The sequence below is a fragment of the Streptomyces sp. NPDC127097 genome, from assembly GCF_042724075.1.
Taxonomy (GTDB): domain Bacteria; phylum Actinomycetota; class Actinomycetes; order Streptomycetales; family Streptomycetaceae; genus Streptomyces.
Window position 1 is genome coordinate 45598 of the sequence record NZ_JBHXFI010000033.1, and the last position, 20660, is coordinate 66257.

General features: G+C 73.4%; 16 protein-coding genes. 6 read left to right on the forward strand and 10 right to left on the reverse strand.

What is annotated here, in order from left to right; all coding sequences use genetic code 11:
• Nucleotides 1-257: 257 nt before the first annotated feature.
• The 4 genes from asnB (at nucleotide 258) to ACFWJW_RS23850 (ending at nucleotide 4649) form a co-directional block, all read left to right on the forward strand.
• On the forward strand, nucleotides 258-2108 hold the full coding sequence (asnB, locus tag ACFWJW_RS23835) for an asparagine synthase (glutamine-hydrolyzing) (RefSeq protein ID WP_387244857.1): 1851 nt from the start codon (nucleotides 258-260) through the stop codon (nucleotides 2106-2108).
• Nucleotides 2109-2370: 262 nt separating this feature from the next.
• Entirely contained in the window at nucleotides 2371-2760 is a 390-nt protein-coding gene (locus ACFWJW_RS23840; RefSeq protein ID WP_387244860.1) for a GntR family transcriptional regulator, read from the forward strand.
• An 83-nt stretch (nucleotides 2761-2843) separates the two neighbouring features.
• Entirely contained in the window at nucleotides 2844-3620 is a 777-nt protein-coding gene (ddaH, locus tag ACFWJW_RS23845) for a dimethylargininase (RefSeq protein ID WP_387244863.1), read from the forward strand.
• Between the two features lie 69 nt (nucleotides 3621-3689).
• Nucleotides 3690-4649: a pirin family protein gene (locus ACFWJW_RS23850; RefSeq protein WP_387244866.1), complete on the forward strand. Its 960-nt coding sequence runs from the start codon at nucleotides 3690-3692 to the stop codon at nucleotides 4647-4649.
• A 262-nt stretch (nucleotides 4650-4911) separates the two neighbouring features.
• Here ACFWJW_RS23850 and ACFWJW_RS23855 read toward each other — a convergent pair whose 3' ends face one another.
• The 9 genes from ACFWJW_RS23855 to ACFWJW_RS23895 form a co-directional block, all read right to left on the reverse strand.
• Nucleotides 4912-5679 carry a class I SAM-dependent DNA methyltransferase gene (locus tag ACFWJW_RS23855; RefSeq protein WP_387244869.1) on the reverse strand — a complete coding sequence of 256 codons (768 nt, stop codon included), beginning with the start codon at nucleotides 5677-5679 and terminating at the stop codon, nucleotides 4912-4914.
• A gap of 96 nt (nucleotides 5680-5775) precedes the next feature.
• A complete protein-coding gene (locus ACFWJW_RS23860; protein ID WP_387244871.1) occupies nucleotides 5776-6738 on the reverse strand; it encodes an LLM class flavin-dependent oxidoreductase in 963 nt (320 codons plus the stop codon).
• A complete protein-coding gene (locus tag ACFWJW_RS23865) occupies nucleotides 6725-7039 on the reverse strand; it encodes a phosphopantetheine-binding protein (RefSeq protein ID WP_387244874.1) in 315 nt (104 codons plus the stop codon). The genes ACFWJW_RS23860 and ACFWJW_RS23865 overlap by 14 nt, the downstream gene beginning before the upstream one ends.
• A gap of 89 nt (nucleotides 7040-7128) precedes the next feature.
• Entirely contained in the window at nucleotides 7129-8466 is a 1338-nt protein-coding gene (locus ACFWJW_RS23870) for an aldehyde dehydrogenase family protein (protein ID WP_387244878.1), read from the reverse strand.
• 92 nt (nucleotides 8467-8558) lie between these two features.
• Nucleotides 8559-9266 carry a cupin domain-containing protein gene (locus tag ACFWJW_RS23875; RefSeq protein WP_387244881.1) on the reverse strand — a complete coding sequence of 236 codons (708 nt, stop codon included), beginning with the start codon at nucleotides 9264-9266 and terminating at the stop codon, nucleotides 8559-8561.
• Nucleotides 9263-10408 (reverse strand): SIS domain-containing protein, encoded by a 1146-nt coding sequence (locus ACFWJW_RS23880; RefSeq protein ID WP_387244884.1) that lies wholly within the window; start codon nucleotides 10406-10408, stop codon nucleotides 9263-9265. The genes ACFWJW_RS23875 and ACFWJW_RS23880 overlap by 4 nt, the downstream gene beginning before the upstream one ends.
• A gap of 59 nt (nucleotides 10409-10467) precedes the next feature.
• Nucleotides 10468-11277, reverse strand: coding sequence for a BtpA/SgcQ family protein (locus tag ACFWJW_RS23885; RefSeq protein WP_387244887.1), 810 nt, complete (start codon nucleotides 11275-11277; stop codon nucleotides 10468-10470).
• Between the two features lie 34 nt (nucleotides 11278-11311).
• The gene (locus tag ACFWJW_RS23890) at nucleotides 11312-12889 is read right to left on the reverse strand and encodes a pyridoxal phosphate-dependent aminotransferase (RefSeq protein ID WP_387244890.1); all 1578 of its coding nucleotides are present in this window, start codon (nucleotides 12887-12889) and stop codon (nucleotides 11312-11314) included.
• A 56-nt stretch (nucleotides 12890-12945) separates the two neighbouring features.
• Nucleotides 12946-13854: a TauD/TfdA family dioxygenase gene (locus tag ACFWJW_RS23895; RefSeq protein ID WP_387244893.1), complete on the reverse strand. Its 909-nt coding sequence runs from the start codon at nucleotides 13852-13854 to the stop codon at nucleotides 12946-12948.
• 413 nt (nucleotides 13855-14267) lie between these two features.
• Here ACFWJW_RS23895 and ACFWJW_RS23900 point away from each other — a divergent pair, with 413 nt between their 5' ends.
• Nucleotides 14268-14795, forward strand: a complete 528-nt coding sequence (locus ACFWJW_RS23900) for an NUDIX domain-containing protein (protein WP_387244896.1) — start codon at nucleotides 14268-14270, stop codon at nucleotides 14793-14795.
• On the opposite strand, the gene ACFWJW_RS23905 is transcribed toward ACFWJW_RS23900, so the two are convergent.
• Nucleotides 14785-17535 (reverse strand): AAA family ATPase, encoded by a 2751-nt coding sequence (locus tag ACFWJW_RS23905; RefSeq protein ID WP_387244899.1) that lies wholly within the window; start codon nucleotides 17533-17535, stop codon nucleotides 14785-14787. The two genes, ACFWJW_RS23900 and ACFWJW_RS23905, sit on opposite strands and share 11 nt — an antisense overlap.
• A gap of 165 nt (nucleotides 17536-17700) precedes the next feature.
• On the opposite strand from ACFWJW_RS23905, the gene ACFWJW_RS23910 reads away from it, so the two are divergent.
• Nucleotides 17701-20625 carry an AAA family ATPase gene (locus ACFWJW_RS23910; RefSeq protein WP_387244902.1) on the forward strand — a complete coding sequence of 975 codons (2925 nt, stop codon included), beginning with the start codon at nucleotides 17701-17703 and terminating at the stop codon, nucleotides 20623-20625.
• Nucleotides 20626-20660 lie beyond the last annotated feature (35 nt).

Consider the following 20660-nt stretch of genomic DNA (forward strand, 5'->3'; position numbering starts at 1 on the left):
CTCGGCCGCCCCCAACTCACGTAGGTGACGCGCGTCTTCGGGGAACCGGCCGATGGTGTCGGCAGGAGGTGAAATTGCCGCTTCTTTTCCGGTGTGCGGGCCCCGCTTTGCCGCTGCTTTTCCGTAATGCGGTGCGCGCGTGGCCCGTTCCGGCCGCTCCGGGACGGCTTGTGTGGCCGATACACCTATCCGCGCGTACGGTGCCTGCCGCAGGCCGCCGCCCGGATGCGACGGCCCCCGAAGGAGGAGCCGCGAGCATGTGCGGAATCACCGGATGGATCTCCTACGACCACGACCTCACCGGACAGCGCGCCACCCTTGAGGCGATGACCGAAACCATGGCCTGCCGCGGCCCGGACGCGGCCGGCCTCTGGTTCGACACCCACGCCGCGTTCGGCCACCGCCGACTCGCCGTCATCGACCTCGACGGCGGCAAGCAGCCCATGACCGTGACCCACGACGGCCGCACCCTGCTCGTCACCACCTACAGCGGTGAGGTGTACAACTACCGCGAACTGCGCGCCGAACTGGAGCAGCTGGGCCACACCTTCCGCACCCGCAGCGACACCGAAGTGGTGCTGCACGCCTACCTCCAGTGGGGCGAGGCGTTCGCCGAGCGCCTCAACGGCATGTACGCCCTGGCGCTCTGGGACCCACGAAGCCGGCAACTCCTGCTGATACGCGACCGGATGGGCATCAAGCCGCTCTACTACCACCCCACCCCCGACGGGGTGCTGTTCGGCTCCGAGCCCAAGGCGATCCTCGCCCACCCCGCCATCCGCCCCACCGTCGACGCCGAGGGCCTGGCCGAACTCATCACCTTCACCAAGACCCCGGGCCACGCCGTCTACCAGGGCATGCACGAGGTACGCCCCGGCCATCTCGTCCGGGTCGGCCGCGGCGGGGTGACCGTCAAGCGCTACTGGGCCCTCACCGTCCACGAGCACACCGACGACCTCGACACCACCGTCGCGCACGTCCGCGCGCTGCTCGACGACATCGTGGACCGCCAGCTGATCGCCGATGTCCCGCTGTGCACCCTGCTCTCCGGCGGCCTGGACTCCTCCGCCCTCACCGCGCTCGCCGCCGGCGCGCTGGCCGCCCAGGGGCGCGGCCCGGTCCGCTCGTTCGCCGTCGACTTCACCGGCTACACCGAGAACTTCCGGCCCGACGATCTGCGCGGTACCCCCGACGGGCCGTACGCGCACGCCCTCGCCGATCACGTCCGCGCCGAGCACCAGGACATCGTCCTGGACACCGCCGCCCTGATGGACCCCGGCCACCGCGCCGCGGTCCTCGCCGCCCGCGATCTGCCCAACGGCTTCGGCGACGGCGACACCTCCCTCTACCTGCTGTTCAAGGCCATCCGCGAGCAGTCCACGGTCGCGCTGTCCGGCGAGTCCGCGGATGAGGTCTTCGGCGGCTACCGATGGTTCCACGACCCCGAGGCGGTGCACGCCGACACCTTCCCCTGGATCGCGGCCGGCCTCTCCGGCCGGTTCGCCGGCGGTGGCGGCACCCGCGAGGCGCTGCTGGACCGCGGCTTGCTGGGCAAGCTCGACCTGCCCGGATACACCGCGCGCCGCTATCGCGAGGCGCTCGCCGAAGTGCCCCGCCTCGACAGCGAGACCGGCCTCCAGCGGCGGATGCGCGAGATCAGCTATCTGCATCTGACCCGCTTCGTACAGATCCTGCTCGACCGCAAGGACCGGGCCAGTATGGCCGTCGGCCTGGAGGTCCGCGTCCCGTTCTGCGACCACCGGCTCGTCGACTATGTCTTCAACACCCCGTGGCCGATGAAGACGTTCGACGGCCGGGAGAAGTCGCTGCTGCGCGCCGCCACCCGCGACGTGCTGCCCGACGTGGTCGCCGACCGGGTCAAGAGCCCCTACCCCAGCATCCAGGACCCGCGCTATATCGAGGCGTTGCGCGACGAACTCAAGGAGCTGGCCGCCGACCGCGCCGCTCCCGTCCGGCCGCTGCTGGACTCCGGCGCCCTCGCGCAGGCCACCGCCGACGGCGCGACGCCCGGCATCCGCCCCGGCGCCGAGCTGGTCCTCGGCATGAACGCCTGGCTGCGGACGACGGGCACCACCCTGGAGCTGTGATCCTTCCCGGGGGGACAACCGCCTGGGGGACAACCGCCTGGGGGACACCGCCCGAGGGGACACCGCCTGACTGGACACTGCCCGACGGGTGACACCTCCCGAGAGGAGAAACCTCCCGTCACAGCGGGCGCTCCTGACGCACAATGGATGCGACAAACACGCGCACCGACGGGTACGCGTACGCGCACGGACCCCGGGGTCACCCAGGGGTACGCGCCGTCGCGCATCCGCCCGCCCCACCACCAGCAACAGGAGCGCCACCGTGTCCCCGCAGACCTTGACCATCACCATCGATCCGGCCGCGGCCGCCGCGCCGTTCGAACAGGTACGCACCCAGATCGCGGACCAGGCCAGGGACGGCGGTCTGCCGGTCGGCTACAAGCTCCCCACCGTCCGCGGTCTCGCCGAAGAGCTCGGCCTGGCCGCCAACACCGTGGCCAAGGCATACCGCGCCCTGGAGACCGACGGCGTGATCGAGACCCGCGGCCGCAACGGCAGCTTCATCGCGGCGGCCGGGGAGGCCGCCGACAAGGAAGCCGCCGCGGCCGCCGAGAACTACGCCCGCCGCGCCCAGCGCCTCGGCCTGGACCACCACGCGGCCCGCGCCGCCGTCGAGAACGCCCTGCGCGCCACGTACGGAGTTGACGACTGACCGGGCCTGCCTGCCTGCCGACCGCACCCCGCCCCGAGTACCCGACCGCCCCCGATCCACCCCCCGAAAGGAGCCGCAGCCGCATGCCCAGCAAGCAGGCGCTCGTCCGCCGCCCCGGTCCCCGCCTCGCCGAGGGGCTGGTCACCCACATAGACCGGCGCCCGGTCGACCCCGCCCTCGCCCTGCGCCAGTGGGAGTCCTACGTCCAGGTGCTGCGCGACCACGGCTGGCACCTCACCGAGGTCGCCCCCGCCGACGACTGCCCCGACGCGGTCTTCGTCGAGGACACCATGGTCATGTTCCGCAATGTCGCCCTGCTCGCCCGCCCCGGCGCCGGAGAGCGGCGGCCCGAGGTGGCGGACGCCCGCGCGGCCGTCGAGGCGCTCGGCTGCTCCGTCAACGAGATCCGGGCGCCCGGCACCCTGGACGGCGGCGACATCCTCAAGGTCGGCGACACCGTCCACGTGGGCCGCGGCGGCCGCACCAACACCGAGGGCGTCCGCCAACTCCGCGCCGCCTTCGAGCCGTTGGGGGCCCGCGTGGTCGCGGTGCCGGTGAGCCGCGTACTGCATCTCAAATCCGCCGTGACCGCGCTCCCGGACGGCACCGTCATCGGCCATCCGCCCCTGGTCGACGACCCCGCCGTCTTCCCCCGCTTCCTGCCCGTCCCCGAGGAGTCCGGCGCCCATGTCGTGCTGCTCGGCGGCGGCAAGCTGCTGATGGCCGCCGGCGCGCCCCGCAGCGCGGAGCTCTTCGCCGATCTGGGCTACGAGCCGGTGGTCGTGGACATCAGCGAGTTCGAGAAGCTGGAGGGCTGTGTGACCTGCCTGTCCGTGCGGCTGCGCGAGCTGTATGCATGACGGGGCATCATCCGCGGCGCTTCGTGTGCCTGCCCGGACCGCACCGCTGACCGTGCCTATCGTGGCGCCATGAGCAACCTCGATCTCAGACCCGCGCCCAGCCTGTGCGGCGGCACCGGCCGCACGGGCCCGGTCCGCGACGTCCAGCCCGGCAAGCAGGTACCCCTCGGCGAGAGCACCGTCGTCCGCCGGCTGCTGCCGAACCTCGGCCGGCGGATGGTCGGCGCCTGGTGCTTCGTCGACCACTACGGTCCGGACGACATCGTCGACGAGCCCGGCATGCAGGTGCCGCCGCATCCGCACATGGGACTCCAGACCGTCAGCTGGCTGCGTGAGGGCGAGGTGCTGCACCGCGACAGCCTCGGCAGTCTCCAGACCGTACGGCCACGGGAACTGGGCCTGATGACGTCCGGCCGGGCCATCGCACACTCCGAGGAATCGCCGCACGGCCATGGCCCTTTCCTGCACGGCGCCCAGCTCTGGGTGGCACTCCCCGGCGCGCACCGTGACACCGCGCCGTCCTTCGAGCACCACGCCGACCTGCCGGTGATCAACGGCGGCGGCCTCTCCGCCACCGTCATCCTCGGTGAACTGGCCGGCGCCACCTCGCCCGGCACCACCTACTCCCCTCTCGTCGGCGCCGACCTCACCCTCACCGGCGGCACGGACACCCGCCTGCCGCTCGACCCCGACTTCGAGTACGCGGCGCTCACCATCTCCGGCGAGAGCGAGGTCGACGGCGTCCGGCTGGCCCCCGGCTCCCTCCTCTACCTCGGCTGCGGCCGCGCCGAGTTGCCCCTGCGCGCGGACTCGGACAGCAGCCTGCTGCTCCTGGGCGGCGAGCCGTTCGAGGAGAAGATCGTGATGTGGTGGAACTTCATCGGCCGCTCCCAGCAGGACATCGAGGACGCCCGCTCGGAATGGACCACCGGCTCCCGCTTCGGTACCGTCCACGGCTACGACGGCGACCGACTGGCCGCTCCCGAACTCCCGCCGGTGGCCCTGAAGCCTCGGGGAAGGGTGCGCTGACCTGCGAAGGTATTGGACGGGGAGGTTGCCGTGCAGAGCGGTCGGGCCCCCTTCCGGACAGGGGCAGCCCGGTCCGGAAGGGGGCCCGGACCACTGCGCGCAGCGGTCGTTGGCGGCGCCGCCCGGTCAGCCGAACACGTCTCGTGCCGGGACGGCTTCCCGGCCCTCGCACGAGTGGCCTCCGCGTCCCGGCCACCGAGCCTCGCACGGTCGGCGGGACCGCCGGTACCCGGTGTCGTGGAGTCGGCCGTCCGCCGCCGGGTCAGATCTTTCGCGCGCGATAGATCGTGCGGCACGGCACGTCGGTCCGGGAGCAGGAGCCCGAGTCGCACTTGAGGTCGATGCCGCCGAAGTCGTGGGGGAGTGGCTCCAGTCCTGCCGCGTGCAGGGCCTCGGTGACGTCGGTGGTGTCGTAGTGCCAGCTCGTCAGGGTCTGGTCGACCCGCTGGGCCCGGTCCCCGGCGTTGAACATGCCTGAGACCCGCAGCATTCCGCTGCGGCTGCCGGTGTCCCATACTCCGCGCTTGACCACGACCGCCTCGGGGCTGTCCGTGAGCGTGGCGTGGTTCCAGTGGAGGAAGTGCGACTGCTCGTAGAGGTCGAACACGAACTCGCCGGCCGGTGCGAGTGCAGTGGCTACCGCGGTGAAGCACCGTCGCAGATCGTCGAGGGAGGGCAGGTGGTTGAGTGCGCCGTCCAGGCTGACGCATGCGGCGACGGTGGTGGGCAGGTCGAACGAGCGGGCATCGGCCTGTATTACGCAGAACCTGCCCTCCTCGATCCGCCCGGTGTGCCGGGTGCGCGCGAGATCGAGCATGGCCTTGGAACCGTCCACCCCGTAGAGGGTCCATCCGCGCTCAAGGAAATGCGCGGCGGTCACGCCGGTGCCGCAGCAGATGTCCGCCGCGGTGAGGTCGTCCCCGGCTGTTTGTGCCAGGTGTTCGGCCAGCTTCGGTGAGAACCGGTCCACCCAGCCGGTGTAACTGCTGTCGAAGAAGGCGGCGAATCCTTTGGAATAGTAATTGGCCATACGGGTTTCCCTTCTTGGCGGCACCGCTCAGGGCACGTGAACGTCAGCACGGTGGATGGTGTGGTGGGGGTGTTTGCTCAGGGGCGGATGGTGGGCTCACGCCGGGGTGGAGGCGGGGCGCAGCTGGGGGATCACGCGTTCGGCGAAGAGCGTGACGGTGTCGTGGTCCACCGGGGGCCGGACGCCCAGCACGAAGTCGGTGACGCCCAGTTCGCGGTAGGGCAGCAGCGCTTCGACGCACTGCTCCGGCGTACCGAAGAGGAGATACTCCGGCCAGACCGGGGAATCGGGCGGGAAGGTGCGACGCAATCGGTCGAGTCTGGCCGGCAGTTCCGCCGGGTCGTCGACGAGCAGGGCGCGGAAGGTCATCGAACGGCGGATCTCCGCCCGGTCACGGCCGGCCCGTTCGCACTCGCGGTCCAGCTGCTCCATGCGTCGGCGATACCGGGCGGTGTCCGTGAGCAGGCTGTTCCACACGTCGCCGTGCCGGGCGACCACCCGCAGTACGGGCCCGCTCGCACCGCCGACGACCAGTGGCAGCCGCGGCTGCACCGGGGCCGGACGGAGGTAGCCCTCGGTGATGCGGACGTGCTTGCCGGTGAACGAGAACCGCTCGCCCGACCACAGGCCCCGCAGGACCGTGGCGGTCTCCTCCAGCATTTCCCGTCGCTCGGTGCGTGCCGGCAGGCCGAAGCCGTACTGCTCGTGGGCCAGATCGGCCCCGCCGACGCCGATGCCGATCTCCACCCGCCCGGCGCTGACGTGGTCGATGGTCGCGGCGAGCGCGGCCAGCATCGCCGGATGACGCCAGGCCACCGGCGCGACCATGAGCGCGGCGCGGATCCGGTCCGTCTGCGCGGCCAGTGCGGAGAGCAGCGTGGTGCCCTCGAAGCACGGGCCTTCCGGACCGCCCATGGGTGGTCGCAAGTGGTCGAAGATCGAGCACCAGTCGTAGCCGAGTTCCTCGGCCCTGCGCCACAGGGCCAGGATCTCGTCGTACGTCTCATACTGCTGCCCGGAGTGGACTCCGAACCTCAGTGTTGGTTCAGGTGACGGCATCTTCGGCCCTCGCCTTGCCCGTTGCGCCCGGTTCCGCATCCACCACGGACGCGAGGGCGGCGGCCAGCGTCCGGACGCTGTGGAAGGTCTCCGGGGTGATCAGCTCGTCGGGGAGGCTGAGACCGAACTCGCTCTCGATCGCCACCAGCGTGGCGACGGTGCCCAGGGAGTTCAGCCCGGCGTCCCGTAGTGGGAGGTCCGGCGTCAGGTCGACACCGGCCGTGTCGGGCAACTGGCGGGCGACGAGGTCGCGGACCGTCTCGCTCAGAGCGTCACCGGTTCGACCGGTCCTAGCACTCATGTTTCTCTTCTTCTCCTTCGTCGGCCCGGCCGGGCACGGCGGACCCGGGCTGGGGGCAAGGGGCCCGGCAGGGGCCCGGCCGGGGGGCGTCAGTGCGTGTGGAGGCGCACCGTGACGGTCTTGGGACGCTGGTACTCCGTGAGGGCGAGGACGCTCATGTCCGTGCCGTGCCCGGAGCTGCCGCGGCCGCCGTGCGGGAGCTCGGGGCTCTGGTCCAGGTGGCAGTTGACCCAGACCTCCCCGGCGTTCAGCTCGTGGGCCAGGGCGAGTGTGGTGGCCGTGCCGGATCCCCAGACGCTCGCGGCGAGCGCCTGCCGTACGGAGTTGGCCAGGGCCACCGCCTCGTCGACGTCGTCCACCGCCTGGACCGTCAGCACCGGGCCGAACACCTCCTCCACCACTGCCGGGTCGTCCGGCGCCAGATCGGCGAGGATCCGTCCGGGCCGCCAGAAGCCGTTCTCCTGGCCCCGCTGCGCCGCGATGTCGGCGACATGGTCGACGCCCGCCGCGCTGCTTCCCACGATGCGGTCGTAACGCGCCGCCTGGTCGGCGTTGTTGAGCGGTCCGAAGTCGGATCCGGCGCGCCGGTCGCCCATCGCCTTGGCCAGCCCGGCGACGGTCCGGTCGTAGTTCTCCCGCAGAGTGATCACCCGGGCCGGAGCGGCACAGCTCTGACCGGCGTTGTACGTGACGGCCCGCACCAGCTCCTCGCAGGTGTCCTCGGGCGCGTCCGGGAGCACCAGGGCGGGGCAGTTGCCGCCCAGCTCCAGGCTGACCCGGTGCAGTGCCGCCCGGCCGGCGACATCCTGGCCCCCGGCCTCGCTGCCGGTGAAGGCCACCATGTCGATGTCCTCGGCGACGAGCAGCCGCCCGGTGTCGCGGTCGCCCGGCACCGTCACCAACGCGTCGGGGACCAGGGCCGTGGCCGCGTCCCGGGCGAGCAGCAGGGCGGTGTCCGGAGTGGTCAGCGCGGGCTTGAGCACGACGGTGTTGCCGGCGGCGAGCGCCGGCCCGATGCGCCAGGCGGCCATCATGAGCGGGTAGTTCCAGGGCACGATCGCCGCGACGACGCCCATGGGCTCCCAGCGCACCCAGCTCTCGCGGCCGCTCATCCGGCGGCCGCCCGCGGGTGCGGTGTCGGCACGCTGGGCGCCGGCGTAGAACCGCAGCAGATCGGCGCAGTTCTCGACCTCGCCCTGTGCCTCGGCGTCTGGTTTCCCGGTACCGGCCTGCTCGGCCGCCACATACGAAGCGGCGTTCTCCTCGATGAGGTCCGCGAACCGCAGCAGGCGTCGCGCCCGCTCCCGGGGAGTGAGGCCGGCCCAGGCGGGCTGGGCGCCGCGGGCGGCCGCCACCGCCGCACGGGTCTCGGCTTCGCGGCCGACGGCGAGGGACCACCGCTCCCGGCCGGTGCGCGGGTCGGTCAAGGGCGGAGTGAGTGGGTGCTGCGACATCGTGGGCCCTGCTTTCCAGGTGGTTTCGGGTCAGGGGACGGCAGGTGGTGCGACGACCCGAGGGTTCAGCCGAGCCGGTGCGGGGAGTGCGGGCAGCCCTTCGCGGCGAGCTCCTCGCCGCTGGAGCCCTCGATGTCGCAGATACGGCAGGTGATCCGGCCGAGGTCACCCAGGAGCGCGGTGTACGCGGTGAGTTCCTGCCGTTCGGGGCTGTCCAGGTGACGGTGCGGAGCGCCCACGGCGAGGATCATGTGGTCGGTCACCGCGCCCACCGCGTGGGTGAGGGCGCCCTCCACCATGTAGACCTGTCCGGGACGGGTCTCCACGATCTCTCCGGCGACGGCGATGGTGCCGGTGCCCGCCAGGACGAACAGCAGATGGTCCCCGGGGTGGGTGTGCGGGGCGAAGCCGCTGCCGGCGGGAACGTGCAGGATGTCGGCACCGACATGACCGCTGGAGAGCAGCGAGCGTCCGGTGGCGTCGTCGGTCTTCGACACCCGGGTGGGGCCGGGGGCCACCTCGATGCCGAGCTGCTGGGTCGTCCCGTCCAGCCCGAGATCGGCCGCCCAGTCGCAGATCAGCAGGGGGGAGCGGCGGAGGCCGGGCGCTTCGAGGGGCGGGAGCGCCGAAGCGTCGGTGGCTTTCGCGCGGCCGAGGACCGACAGCAGTTGCACCGCCTTGGCCTCGCGTTCCGCCGCGGGGAGGTGGTGCAACTCCTTACGCAGGATGTCGAGGGTCTCTTCGAGGGGCAGGCTCTGGGCGGTCTCGGTCATGGTGCTTCTTCCTTCACGGTCTCGGGAGTTGGGGGTGGGAACGGGCGGGAGCGCAGGGCCGCCTGGTGGCTCGCCGGTGCCGGCGGGGCGTGCGGGGCCCGGCCGGCGGCGAACGGGACCCGGTTCAGGCACTGGGCGAGGTGGCAGGCGAGAGGGGCGGCGAACAAGTGGTAGAGCAGCGGGGAGAATTCCTCGCGCACCTGCCCGTGGACGGGCAGCTCCGCCCAGGCGTGGAGGCCGTCGAGGTGGTCAGCGGGAGCGACCGCGATGAGCCGTCGCCCCAGCTCGGCGGCGCGCTGTGCGACCCGGCGGGCGTGCCGGGAGCAGCGGCCGTCCGGGGCCAGCACGAAGACCGGCAGGTCGCGCGGGCCGGCGAACCGCTCGACATGGCACCACTCCTCCAGGTCCTGGCCGACGGCGAAGACGGCGGAGGTCTCGATGGCTTTCGCCGCGCTGTACAGGGCGCTGCCATGGGACGGTCCGCCACCGAGCAGGGTCAGCACCGGTGCGTGCGCGATCCGGTCGGCGATCTGCCGGGTCCGCCGGATGTTCTCGCCCACGGTGGCTTCGACCGCGTCGGCCAGGGCGCCGAGTTCGTCCCGCAGGGTGTCGGCCGTCGCGCGGTCCAGGTGTCCACGTGCCTGCCCCAGGGCTATCGCCAGCAGCAGCGCTCCGAGGAGACTGGCCTGGTAGGTGCGTACGCCCGGAGACGGCTCCTGGCCGGGCAGCGCGAGCAGGACGGTGCCGTGTGCGGCCCGGGCGAGCGGGCTCGCCGCTCCTCCGGTGAGCGCCACGACCGCGCCCCCCTCCGCCCTCGCCTGCTCGGCCGACCGGACCACCAGCGGGCTGCTGCCCGAGGCGGAGATCGCGAGGGTGAGCACGCGGGCCGGGGAGGAGGGGGCGGCGGACCTCCGGTAGTGGGTGAAGGGCAGCGCGCTCACCGGCCGGCAGTCCACACCGGCGAGGGACCGGAAAGCCATCTCGACGGCCCGGGCGGCGTGGTCACTGTCGCCGTTGCCGACGATGACCACCGACTCGATGCCTGCCAGGTCCAGGGAGTCCGGCAGCGCTCGCACCTGTTCGGCGAAGGGTGCGGCGTGGGCCCGTAGGTCGTCGGCGAGGCACTGTACCTGACGGAGCATCACCTCAGGGTCCAGCTGCGGCGGTCCGGCCGGGCCGGGACCCGGGCCGTGCGCGGGCGTCATCGCTCGGCCTCCCGGACGATGTCGACGTAACGCCGCACGAGGCCGGTATCGACCGTGCCGCCCCAGCCCTCCCGCTCCAGGCAGGTGCCCACGAACGCTCCGTCCGCGGCGGCGAGCAAGCGTGCCGCGTTGTCGTGGTTGGTGTGTCCGGCCAGGATGACGGGCAGGTGGGGCGCGGCCTCGCGGACGGACGCGATCATGTGCAGGGCCGTGCGTTCGTCAGGGTGCGAGAGCGACACCGCGTCGGCGCCGACGGTGCGGGCCGCGCGCGCCACCTCCGCGGTGGTCTTCTCCCCTCCGTGCCAGGTGAAGTGCATGGAGTCGATGTCCGCCACGATGCCCACGCGCTCCGCGCCGATCGAGCGGCGATAGCTCATGACCTCCAGCGGATCGGGCCGCACCATGCCGTGGGCGGTGAGGGTCTGCCCCACCAGGGCGCCGGCCCGGACGTAGTCGCCCCCGGCCACCTGTGCCACGGCGAGCGATGCCCTGGTGGCGTTGCGCATCATCTGGACGCCGACGCGGAACGCCCCGCCGGTCGCCTCGGCGACCGCGCGCGTGATCAGGCCCATCGCGACGGTACGTGCCGGGTCCGACTCGTCGGCGACGCTGTAGACCCGGTCGACCGTCTGGATGAGGCAGCCGTCCGCGCCGCCGTCGTACAGGGCCCGGGCGGACGCCACCGCCGTGTCGAGGATCTCCGGGAAGCTGTCGGGCTGGTGGAAGGGGGTGCCGGGCAGGGGCGTCAGGTGCACCATGCCGAGGACGAGTTTGTGCCTGCCGTCCGGTACGGCCCAGGAGTTCATGCGGCCCCTCGCTCTTCGTGGTGGGGGGAGGACGTCACCGGGCCGCCCTGGCCACGAGATGGGATCCCAGCCGGTCCAGAGCGGGTGCGAGCTGCTCCCAGGGACGGGCGGTGGTGAGCCGCATGACGGCACCGGAGAAGCAGAAGGTGAGGATGCCGGGGAACAGGGACACCCCCGTCTCCCGCAGCACGTCCCGGAAACATCGGTAGGAGTCGTCCCAGCCGGGCAGTTCCAGAGCGGTGTTGATGGAGAAGCGCGGGGTGAGCACCCGGGCGGGTGTCTCCGCCAGGCGGACGGTGGCGGCGTCGCGGAGCACGGTGAGTTCCTCCGCCCTTCGCAGCCGCTCCGTCCGGTAGGTGCGGTAGGCGTGCCGTAGCCGCTCGACGTCGAGTCCGTAGGACGCCTCGAACTCCTTGAGTTCGCCGGTTCCGGGCTCGTCCAGGCCGGTGATCAGCCAGCGCTCCATGCGCGCCAGCACTTCCACGATCGTGTAGAAGAACGACGGCGGCCCGCCGAAGGAGGAGGAGGCGTACTCGTAGTACTCGGCGATGAAGGCGGGGTCGGCGAGGAACCAGCCCGCCTTGAGCCCCGGGGCCGACCAGGTCTTGGACAGGCTGGAGACCCGGACGACATGGGGCGCGCCGCGCGCGGCGGAGCGCTCCTCGTAGGCGCCCAGCCACTCATGGCACTCGTCGAGGACGATGACGGTGGAGGGGGAGGCGGCCTGGATCAGCCGTTGCAGGCCCTCCTCCGTGACGGCCGCGCCGGTGGGGTTGCCCACGGTCTGGAGCAGCACCAGAGGGGTGTCGGGGGTGAGCGCCGCGAGGAGCGGCTCGATCGAGGTCTGGCCGTGCTCGCTGTCCAGGGGAACCAGCTGTATGTCGTGCCGGCGGGCGATCGTCTCGACCAGGGGCGGGTAGTTGGGGATCGCGCACAGCGCCGGTGGCGTGGCCGGGGAGACGTCGTGGAGCACGAAGTCCGCGAGCGTGCTCACGGCGAAGGTCCCGCCCATGGTCATGGCCACGTGTTCGGGCCCGTAGCGCACGCCGTCGAGCCGGGCGGTCTCGTAGGCGGCGATCGCCTCGCGCGCCGGGTAGCGCCCCCGCGAGTCGGAGTAGCCGTACCAGTCGCGGTCCAGAGCGAAGCGGACGCATTCCTTCAGGCTCTGCGGCAGACCCCACCGCTCCTCGTCCACCGCTCCGCCGGAGAGGATGTACTGCGCGTTGTCCCGGAGATCGCCGTACAGGTCGTCGCGGAAGTACCAGTTGAACAGCTCCTTGACGAACCGGACGGTCGCCCGGGAGCTCAGCACCTGCTCCGGTTCGACCGGGCGGAGCCGGCGGCTGTCCCGCCACTGCTCGGCCAGTGCCGGATGGTGCGCGTGGCTGCCCAGTTCGTTCTCCACGCGGCCCAGCCACAGGTTGCGCAGTTCCAGCGGATCGTCGGGGCGGCGGGCCCGGGCGAAGACGTCGAGCACCCGCTCGTCGACGTGGGTGACGAAGGTGTCGGATATCCCGGCGGGCCGGGGTGCCCGCAGGGACATCGCCAGGGCGTCCGGTGACGCGTGCGAAGGACGCGGGAGCAGAGGGGAGTCGAACAGTGTCATCGGCATCTCGCAGGGAGTGGTGGGGAGGGGCCTTCGGTGGGGATCCGGCGCGGGCGACGCCCCTAGCGGATGCGGAGGCGCTGGAGGTGCCGTTGCTGTCGCGGGGGTGCCGCGGCGCCGGCGGTGCGGCCGTGGAAGTAGTAGGTGTTGTCGATCACGACGAGCAGCCCCCGGCGCCAGCGCACCGCGAGCGCCTCTTCGGGCGCGTACATGGCGGTCAGCAGCTCGCGCAGGGCCGCGTTGACCGCCTCGGGGTCGGTGTCCGGCCGGTCGTGCGTCCACCGCAGCTCTTGATCGAGGAAGTCGCGGAAGGAGAACACCCAACGGCCGTCGACATGGCGGGCGATGGGCGGCGCCGCCGGACTGTCCCGGTAACGGGTACGGGACAGCAGCTCCAGGGTGCCGGGCGACAGCCGGCGTGCCACCTCCCGCATGGGCACCAGCACCGTCCGGGCGTGCGGGGTCTCGTCGCCGGGATGGACGCACATGAGCACGATGTACCGGGGCTGCCTCGACACCTCGGCACCGCTGCTCTCGGAGTGCAGGGAGAGCGAGTTGCGGGCGAAGGGCTGGAGCGACACCTCCGCCGTGGGCGCGTGCCGGCTGCGGAGGTTGAGGATGACTCCGTCCTGCACGAACGGCTGTACCGCGGGATCCGTTTCCGGGGTCGCGGTGCCCAAGCCGTCGCCGAGTGTCCTGAAGCGGCCGGGTGACAGCGGCTGGTCGAGCTGCACGACGGCCAGGCCCTGACGCCACAGCTGCTCGGTGACCTCCTGGTGCAGGCCGCGGACGTCGGCCTCTTGCTCCCGCAAGGGGGCCGCGGTCGGACCGTGCAGGGGCGTCGCGTTGCCCAGCAGCCGCTCCCTGGGCGCGAGGTGGGGGTCGGACGGCGACGCCCGGAAGCATCCGCGCGTGACCTCGCGCTCTGCCGCACAGGGGGCTTCGGCGGATGCGAAGGCGGGCTGTTCCATGCCTTGTTCCTTTGCTCGGACGAATCAGCTACCGGACGCCAAGAAACTGTGGAGCGGTGGTATTCGGCCCCTCTCGATGACGCTGACGGTCAGAGAAAAGGGGTGCACCATTGACGGCCGAGGCGTACTGGTGAAGAGCCCTCTCAAGTCCCGCACGGGCCGGTACTCCTGCGGCCTCGACTCGGCACGCGGAGCACTCTAGAGGCGCTGCCGGAATCCCTCGGGAATCACGTGGAACCACCGTGGACCACGGGCGATAGCCGGCCGATTAACCGGTAATTCTCCGGAGATCGTTACGGTGTGAGCCGTCCGAGAATTCGATACTTCCCGCGGGCCGCCGGGGCACGACGGCACCTTTACCGGCCCGGCCCGCCTCAGCTTTGCTGCGGGCCCTGGTAGGAAACGAGGCGTTCATGGGATTCACGCACGGGCGCCGCATCGCACACTGCCCGTATTGCGGCCACGCCTACACGGACACCACGAGCTGGCCGTTGAACTGCCCTGCGTGTGACGAGACGCTCTGGCGCAACCCGCTGCCTGCCGCGGTCGCCCTCCAGCCCGTGACACAGGAGGACGGCTCCCGGGGCATCGTCGTGATCCGCCGTGCCCTCCCGCCGGGGCGTGGCCGATGGGCCCTGCCCGGCGGCTACCTGGAAGTCGGGGAAAGCTGGCAGGAGGCGGCGGTGCGCGAACTCCAGGAGGAAACGGGGCTCATGGCCGCTGCGCACGAGGTGCGTCTCTTCGGAGCGCACAGCACACGGGACACCCTGGAGGTTTTCGCGCTGTTGCCGACGCGTGCGGCCGCGGGACTGCCCGAGATGGCGCGCACCGCCGAGACCCAGGGCTGCGGTGTGCTGGGCGAAGCGGTGGAGCTCGCCTTTCCCGGACACACCCGGGCCCTGGCCGCCGCCCTGGCCGGCCGCTCGCTGCTCACACCATGAAGGACAGGCTCCCGTCCAGCCAGGCGGCCACCAGCTCCACCCGCGAACGCCGGCCGGTGCGCTGGAACAGCCGGGCCAGCCGTTGTTCGACCGTCTTCTCACTGCACGCCAGACGGGCCGCGATCTGCCGGTTGGTCCCGCCCTCGCCGACCATCCCGATCAGCCGCACATCCGCCTCGCTCAGGCCCTCGCGGGACGAACGGCCCCTCGGCAGCGGCACGTTGCGGCGCTGCGCCGACCGGCCGAGCAGCACGCGCCCGGGACGCCCCAGCGACAGCAGATGGGTGTGCCGCGCCGCCTCGGCCAGCCACGGCTGGGGATCGTCGCCGACCTCGGCGAGGATCTGGCAGCAGTACAGCATCATGTGCCGGTCGCCCCGCCGCTCGGCCGAGCGGTAGGCGTCGTGCGTGCCGTCCGCGTCGCGGTCCAGCACCCCGCGGCCGGCCAGCAGCGCCTCCCGGGTCATGGCCGTGTCCACCTCCGCGTGCAGCGCCGCGAGCTGCTCCAGGGCCTGCCGCGCCTGCTCCGGCCGGGTCTCCTCGGCGAACTCCAGGATGCGCAGCAGCACCCGCTCGGCTCCCGTGAGCAGCCCGCTGCCGCGCGCCCGCCGCACGTCCTGCCACGCCTCCTCCAGCGCCGCGTCCTGCTGTCCCGACCAGTACCGCACCCCCAGCCGGGCGCGGGCCACCAACGGGTGGACGACCGTGCCGGGAATGCGGTCGAGCCACTCGCGGGCGCGTACGAGGTCCCCGCGGAAGCAGTGGATCTCGGCCGCCAGTGCCCGGGCCAACTGGCTGGTGCCCGGCCCGCCGCAGACCCCGCCGCGCCGCTCGATGCCGCGGGCCGCCGACAGCGCGTCGTCCCAGCGCCCGGCCAGGTAGTCGCGGACCATGGCGTGGTAGCGGCCGGCGGCGCTGTGGTCCGCGCGTACATAGCGTTCGCCCAGCACGGAATCGAGGGCGCCCGCCAGGTCGCCGTAGGCCGCGGCGTCGCGCAGCCGCTCGGTGGCCGCCTCGTGCCGGAGGCCGTGCAGGGCCCGCGCCAGCTCCTCGTGGCCGCCCACGGCGGCGGCCAGCGTCCGCAGCTCGGCCCGGGACGGCAGCGGACCGTGCCCGTCGGGCAGCCGGCCGCTGTCCGGGGCGGGTGCCGTGGACGGCGGCCACGGGGTGAGCGGGCCGATCCCGTACCGGCCGCCGAGCGCGGCCAGCAGCGCCGTCCGCGGCATCCGCGCGAACACCTCCCGGGGCACGGCATCGTTGTCGTAGGGCGACCGGTGCTCGTGCAGCGCGGACAGCCCCCAGGCGAGGGTGGCGAACTCCAGCCCGCCGCCGTCGGTGGGGCCGGGGTCCCGCAGGCCGGCGAGGATCGGCTCGCCCAGCGCGAGGACGCCGGCGTGGTCGCCGCACCCCAGCCCCAGTTCGGCGGCCTCCCGCAGCACGCCCAGCGTCGCGGGGTAGTTGGGCGGCAGGCGGCGCAGCGCGGACAGGTAGGCCCGCGCCGCCCGCGGGTGGTAGGACCGGGCGTCCCTGGCGGCGGCCGCCAGCAGCAGCGGCACCGCCACACCGTCGTTCAGCGCGGGGCCCGCGGCCGCGACGTGGTCGGCCAGCAGCGGATGGCAGGCGCCCGTGGTGGCGGGGCCCAGCCGCTCGGCGACCGTCTGCACGACGGCGGCGTGCACCGAGCGGACGTCGCGGCGGGACGGCAGCGTCCGCAGCGCCGCCGCCAGCGCGGGGACGGCGAAGGCCAGCCGGCCGTCCCCGTCGAGGGTCAACACCCGCTCCCGCACCAGCCGGTCCACCGTCCGGCCGAGGTCCGCGGCGAGCACCGCGCACGCCGGGATCAGGCTGTGCAGGTCCTCCAGCCGCAGCTCGGCGCGGTGCAGGAGGCCGGCCAGGACGACGGCGGCGTCCGTCCCGTCGGCGGTGACCCGGCGCAGCGGTTCCGCGTCCACGGTGAGCCGCAGGTCCACCCCCCTTCCGGCCAGGCAGGTACGGCCGTCGAGGTCGACCAGGCCGTCGTCCTCGGCCAGCGCGGTGAGCACCGACAGCACGGCCGCGGGGTTGCCGGCCAGCGGGCCGAGGGAACGCCGCACCGCCGAGAGCAGCGCGGGGTCGGCGGGACGGCCGAGGCGCTGCCCGACGAGCTCGCCGACGTCCGCCGGCCGCAGCGGCGGCAGATCGAGCACCCGGTCGGCCGCCGTCGCCAGGTCGGGCGCGCCGGCCGGGCCCCCGGGCACCGGACGCCCGGCCATCACCACCGGCAGGCCGGCGGGCCGGAAGACGCGCAGCATCAGCTGGAGCGCGGACGCGGTCGGCGGCGGCATGCGCTCGGCGCCGTCGAGGACGAGGGCGAACGGCACGTGGCCCGCCGCGTCCGCGAGGGTCTCGCCCAGTGTGGACAGCAGCGTCAGTTCGCCGCCGTCACCGGAGCGCGACTGCGCCCGGCGCACGGCGGTGATGTGGGCCAGGAGCCGGCCGTGCTGGATCTCGGCGAGCACGCCGCAGACGGCGTCGGCGAGGCCGGCGGCCCCGGTCGAACCGCCGGTGGTCTCCCAGGACAGCCGCAGCACCTTGGTCCCCGCCTGGACCACCGTGTGCCGTGCCTCGTCCAGCACGGCGGACTTGCCCGCTCCGGCCTCGCCGGTCACGAGCAGGGTCCGCGCCGTACCGGCCGGACGCAGGGCGTCGGCGACCACGCCGACTTGGTGGTCCCTGCCGACGAGAGATGCACGGCGTTCCACTGGACTCCTCACTCGCTTCGGCCCACGTCGACCGGGGCCGTCCCGCCGATCGTGACGTCGTCGCGGGGGACGGCCATAATGCAGGCTCCGACGGGACCGGCGCACCGGTCCCGTCGCGCACACCAGGCGGAACGCCCGCCGGTGACCCGTTGTTGAGGAGCTCGCGTGGACAGTGGCCGGCCGGCGGAGACCGGGGCGGTACGCGGCGCCACGGCGATGTGGGCGGACGGCGCGGGCGCGCATCTGGTGGGCCGCGAACGGGAGTTGGCCGAGTTGGAACGCTGCCTGGACGACCCCGACGGCCCCGGTCCGGTGCTCGTCCGGGGAGAACGGGGCGCGGGGCGCAGCGCGTTCGCGCAGGCGGCCGCCGCACGGCTGGCCGCGCGGGCTCATATGGTCCTGCCGCTGGTCTGCGTGCCCGCGGACCAGGACCGTCCGCTGCTGCTGGCGCTGCGGGTGGTCACGGCCGTGCGGGAGCACCGGTCGGTCACCGGGAGGCAGCCCGCGGCCGGCCGGGCGGATCTGGACGCCGAGCTGCTGCCCGCCACGGAGCGGGGCGACCGGGCGGCGCTCGCCGACGCTCTGCTGTCCGCGCTGACGCAGGTGGCGCCCGTGGCCGTGGTGGTGGACGACGCCCAGTACGCCGACGCGGCATCCCTCGACGTACTGGGAGCCGTCGCCGCCCGGCGTCCCCCGGAGGTCCGGCTGGTGATCACGTCGGTACGGCACACCGACGGGACCGGTGACGCCGGGTCCGGCCGCCGGCCGGACCCGGCCGCCGGACCGCCGGCGGAGGCGGGCACGGCGCGGACGATCGTCCTGTCGCGCCTGACCCGGCCGGAGCTCGCCGACATGGTGGCGCGGCGGTTACAGGCGGCGCCCGATCCGGCCCTGGTCGAGCGCGTCCTCGGGCTGACCCGCGGGATTCCCGCGGTCGCCGATGCGCTGCTCACCGAGTGGTCCCGGCGGGACGCGGTGCGGATCGCCGACGGGCACGCCTTCCTCGCCGCGAGCGCGCCGGTGCCCGTACTGCCCGATGCGGACCGGTTCATGAGGGCGCTGCACGAGCTCGGCGAACCGTGCCGGACGACGGCGGCGGCACTGAGCATCCTGTGGCCGCTCGGCCGGACGGCGGCGGCGCTGGTGGCCGGGTCCACCGGTCTGTCCGACCGGGAGGTCGGCGACGGCGTGCGCCGCCTGATCGCCGCGGGCCTTCTCGACGAACTGCCCGGCGAGGACGGCGGCGGCCCCCGGGGCTGGGTGTTCCGGTCACCGCTGATGGAGCACGCCACCCGGGAACGGCTCGGACCCCTGGAACGCGCCCGGATGTCCGCCGCCGCGGTGGAGGCCCTCTGGGCGGCGCGGGACGGCGCGGCCGCGGCGACGGCCCCGCGGCGCCCGGCCGTGGTCCTGGCGGAGGCGGACGCCGTGACGTACCTGGCCGACCGGATCGCCGACGCGGGCGGGCTGATCGACCGCGAGCGCGCGGCGGCGGAACTCACCGCCGCCGCCGAGGCGTTGCACCCCGACCCCGAGGACCGCGGGATGCTGCGGTGGTTCCGGGCGGCGCTGCGCCTGATCGAGGAACCGGCGGCCCGCGAACTGGCGTTGCTGTGGTGTGTGAAGGCCGCCTGGGTCGTGGGCGACCATCCGGCGGCGGGCCGGGCGGCGGAGACGATTCTGCGCGACCCCTCCCACGTCGTCAGCGGCCCGGATCTGCACGAGCTCGCCACCCTCCATGTCGTCGCGGTCACCTCCGTGAAGGACTGGCCGCAGCTGTCCCGGATGGGGGCGGCCGAGTGGTGGGACCGGCTGCCGCTGCCCCCGGAGGCCGCGTTGCCGGCGCGGGCGCTTGCGTTGTGCATGAGCGAGCGGTGGCAGGAGGGGCTGGACCTGCTCTCGCGGACGGAGACGGTGTGGCGCCCGCATCCGCGCCTCCGGCTGATACCCGAGATGACGCAGGCCGTCGGGCACCTGGTGCAGGGCCGGACCGACCTGCTCGCCCGTGCCCTGGAGACGCCGCCGGACCCCGGCCTCCCCCCGGACGTGCGGTACTCGATAGCGGCCGGGTACGCCCTCCATCTGCTCGGCAACGCCGACCTGTGCGGCGCCATGGACCTGCTGAAGGACCGCGGGATGCCGCCCGAGGCGCTTCCCTCTGCCACCCACTTCCTCCTGCTCCACCTCCAGGGCCGGTGGGACGACGCGCTGGCGCTGGCGCGCGGCATGGTCGCGAAGGAGCAGACGTTCATCGCGGCGCCCCAGCACCATCTGTTCGCCGCGGGGACGGCCGCCATCCTGCTGGCCAGGGGCAAGCCGGCCGGCGCCGCCCGTCTGATCGCCGGTGAGCGCGGGACCCACGAGGGACATACGGAGATCTTCCTGGACGTCGCCGAGGCCGCGGTGCTGCGGACCATGGGCCGTCCCGACGCCGCCGACCGCATCTTGCGGCACGGGCTGCGGGAGGCCGACGCGCGCGGCTATGTCTACGGCACCGACGAGCTGGCCGCCGCCCTCGCCATGCTCCGCGCGGCGGACGGCAGGGCCGATGCGGCGGCGTCCTGTCTGTGGCGCCTGGAGGAGCTCGCCGGGCGCACCGGCAGTGGACGCACCCGGCTGCTGTACCTGCTGGCAGTGGCGCGGGTGCGGGAGCAGCGCTGCGGCGACGCGCGCGCGATGCTGCACGAGGCGGTGGAGCTGGCCCGCTCGCGGTGCCAGCCGTTCGAGACCGCGGTCACGCTGACGGCGGCGGCCGGGGTCGCGGGCCCCCCGGAGCTGCTGCACGAGGCGTACGAACTGTACGGCGAGACGGGCTCGTTGCTGAGCCGCTTCCGCACCCGGGCCGCGATGCGCGAGGCCGGGCTGACCGTCCCCGGCCGCCGGCAGGCCACCGCCGAGAACGAGCAGCTGCTGGCCACGCTGGTGACCGAGGGGCTCACGAACCGCCAGATCGCCACCGTGCTGCGGCTCAGCGAGGACGCCGTCGCCAATCGCCTGTCACGGCTGTTCGCCCGCACCGGCCTGCGGTCCCGCACCGAGGTCGTCTCGGCCATGCTCACCGGCAACCTCCTGACCGCCCCGGACCACTGAACGTGCGTCCGCCGCGGGCGGTGTGGCGACGAACG